General features: G+C 42.4%; 3 protein-coding genes. All 3 read right to left on the bottom strand.

Annotation, left to right across the window (positions count from 1 at the left end; all coding sequences use genetic code 11):
- Positions 1 to 174: 174 nt before the first annotated feature.
- Entirely contained in the window at positions 175 to 864 is a 690-nt protein-coding gene (locus A3738_RS12115; RefSeq protein WP_082878579.1) for an OB-fold-containig protein, read from the bottom strand.
- A 65-nt stretch (positions 865 to 929) separates the two neighbouring features.
- Positions 930 to 1,619, bottom strand: a complete 690-nt coding sequence (locus A3738_RS12120; RefSeq protein ID WP_068475578.1) for a PspA/IM30 family protein — start codon at positions 1,617 to 1,619, stop codon at positions 930 to 932.
- Positions 1,620 to 1,649: 30 nt separating this feature from the next.
- The gene (locus tag A3738_RS12125; RefSeq protein ID WP_068475576.1) at positions 1,650 to 2,336 is read right to left on the bottom strand and encodes a YjfI family protein; all 687 of its coding nucleotides are present in this window, start codon (positions 2,334 to 2,336) and stop codon (positions 1,650 to 1,652) included.
- Positions 2,337 to 3,277: the final 941 nt, after the last annotated feature.

The raw sequence follows: 3,277 nt of genomic DNA on the forward strand, positions 1-3,277 counted from the left end.
AACAATCAGAGCTGTTCCTTGCTCTACCTTTATGTAAAAGGCTTTAAACAGCGCAGCAAAGCCCATTAGAAAGACAAAAAATATTCCTACACCAAATACCAAAGGCATCAACACAGACAGATCGGCCATAGTGGTTACTCCATTTCCAAGATTGTATCTTTAATTAAAATTTGATCAGCTTCCCGCGAAGTCATCCTCAGAGATCACGCGGTAAGTATTTTCTTCTTTGTTATATTCGAGCAGCACAACCCGATCTCCTTTAGAAAAACTTGCGCTGCCATCAGTACGCACCTTCAGCAACAACCCGGCGCCACCATCTTCAAGAGTTGCCTCCCCAAAGCTGTTATCCACACGAGATGTTTTAACTACAGCCGTTTGGCCCAAAACGCGCTTGACTGTTTCTTGAGATGCTTTTTTGAACAAAGGCCGTAATGGTTTGATAAGCGCTGCAGTTATCATGACGGAAATATATAGCGACCCAAGCAATATTGGGATACTAGCCAAAAGACTAAACAAACCTTCTGGTAAAATACCCATCAAAAAGTGCACTACGTAGTAGCAAATGACCCAACCAAATAATGCGATAAACGACAAAATAATTGTGACCGGAACGCCATGAAGACCAAAGCGCAACATCAAGCCAGCTAAAACGTTCGCACTATTCAAACCCTGTTCGGCATTGATATCAATTCCATTGGCTTCGGGAATATCGAAATCCAGCACATCAATTTCAATTAAGCCCAAAACTGCGACGACCCAATACAGCACGACAACAAGCAAAAGGAATGTAAAGAATACAGTTGGGAACGACGATATATTTTGATAAAACGGATCCATATCATCCATTAAAAATATCGCAAACATTTCCAATCCTCCTTTGTATTACTTCCGCTATCTCTGAATAAAATCTAGTATTGCTTGGTTATCTTTTACGTAGACTTCTTTTTCAAGCGTTCCAAGATGTCATCAGCGCTGCTCCCACTCGCAGCGATACCGGCTTCTTCAAGCTTTGCTTGAAGCGATGTAGCGGAGCTGTCTTCAGCAAGTTCACTAGCAGCTGCCATCTGTGCAGACTTAAGCGCCTGTTTTTCTTTGATCCGATCTAATGAGTCCATTGCCGTTCTCATTTTTGAATGTGAGCCGCTATGACGTTCAGCTACGGCAGCTTGTGCCCGTTGAACATTTTCATTAGCCTTAACCGTATCAACCTGTTGCTTCAAACGCTTGAGGTTACGCTCGGTTTGCGTAATTGCTGTTCGCATTTGATCAGCACTTGCCGCAAAGCTGCCTGCCGACTCTTTTTCTTGCATACTCTGACTTTCTAGATCAGCAATTTTCGCGGCAACTTCACGAGCCAATCCTTCATCACCTTTTTCAAGCGCCCTGATAGCATAACCTTCATGCTCTTCAATTTGCGCTTTCAGGCCAACCACCTTTTCTTCGGCAACCTTTTGTCTAGCCATAATTTCTGCCAAACTGTTCTTTGAATCTTGCAGAGCTTGTGATGCCTCTCTTACCTCTTGATCCAGAATACGTAACGCCTGACTATCAACAATCGCCTCTCCCGCTTCATTAACACCACCACGAAGCGCTGTCATCATCTTTGCCCAAATGTTCATTACTTTGCTCCTAATTAGTTAACCAAGCTATCAACTAGCCGCCGCACTCTTATCAAGAGTTACATCCAAAAACTCGCTATATGCCTCTGTCGCTTGAATCACGTTACTAGCTAAAACTTCGATTTCAAACACAACGTTTGACAGCAATGAAGTTGAACTGAGCGCACCAAACATGTGGTAGTAATCGCCCTCGTCGCCAATTTTGTCCAAGCTTATTGTCGACAATGGAAAATACTTGTGCGTTCTCAAGATGGCATCATTAAATGCCGCAACATCAACAACCTCATCTACAGACCACAAAACAGCCTCTACAATTATTTGCTCACCAGAAACCGTGAGAAAAATCGGTAGATCACCATATTCATTCATCTCAATAAGCAACGCTGGCTCTACCCCATCAATCAATTGGAGCTTGGCTCGACCACTTTCGAACAAGTGTTCTCGGAGCAAACCTTCTTGCAAACTAACAGTAGTCCAAGCCTTTAAACCATTATCTAATCCCATACACACTCCTAATCCATTTGTTATTCGATCTATTCCTAACTGACGCTCATTACGCACCGACAGATCCAATTCACGCACCCGCAACTTTTTCTCATAAGCTGACAATAACTTCGTATGCTCAGGAAGAATCCACACCTCCTTTTTAACAAAGCCTTGCTGACGCAGACGCTTGCGATACTCGCGCTGATAATGTGCTGAAGATTTAACTTTCATGTAAGCCACTATAAACATTACATGTAATATTGTCAAAAATATTACATGTAATGTCAGGTGCAAGTATGGGTGCGCGCAGAGACCAACATAAAATCGCGCTAATAGAATTAATCAAACAGGAATTAGAAAGAAGCATTTACACATACCTGTGCAATTCCAAAACATCCATATAAAACTGAGTTTTTATAATTACATGCGCTAGATACTTACAGAAGATAAATTAGCTCATCAAATTCCATTTCTTGAAGCTAGTCACACTTCCACCAAGATAAACCCGAGATAAAAACTCCCTGAAATTGATAACACATCATATAAATCGAGCACATCTCATCAAATATTTATGACAGAGCAATCAACACAGATCACTACAAAACTTTGACATCACAAAAAATAAAACGACTGCGGCACACAACTAAAGAGCGCCTATCAGCCATATGGGAAAATTCGGTGACTTTTATAAAGCCTTATGCAGTCTAATGCAGGATAAGGGAGATATGGCCTTACCCCAGTTCTTTGTAAATCAATCACTTACAAACAACGCAACCTCTCATAATAATGGGGTCCCAGGTTCGAATCCCGGTGTAGCCACCAATTATTCCAAAGGCCTAGTTCACTGAACTAGGCCTTTTTTATTTCCCGTGCGGGAGTTTTGCGGGATCCTCGAATCCGAATTACCGTCAGCGACGGTGTCGAATGTATTGGTTCAAAAGCCATCTTCTCCACTGCATCCATGAGCTCCTGAATTTCAGGCACTGAGTAGTGCGTAGTGATATTGCCTCCGAGTTTAAAATGGCAATCCTCTCGCTCGCATTCTTCGTTATGTCGCCTGGAAGAATAAACACCGAGGTTTGCAACTCTGGTATTTCAAATTCCCAATCCCAGTTTAGCTGACAGACCTCTTGCTCCCTGCAGCCGACATTAACTTTCCACAAACACATCTC

Source organism: Oleiphilus sp. HI0066, from assembly GCF_001635725.1.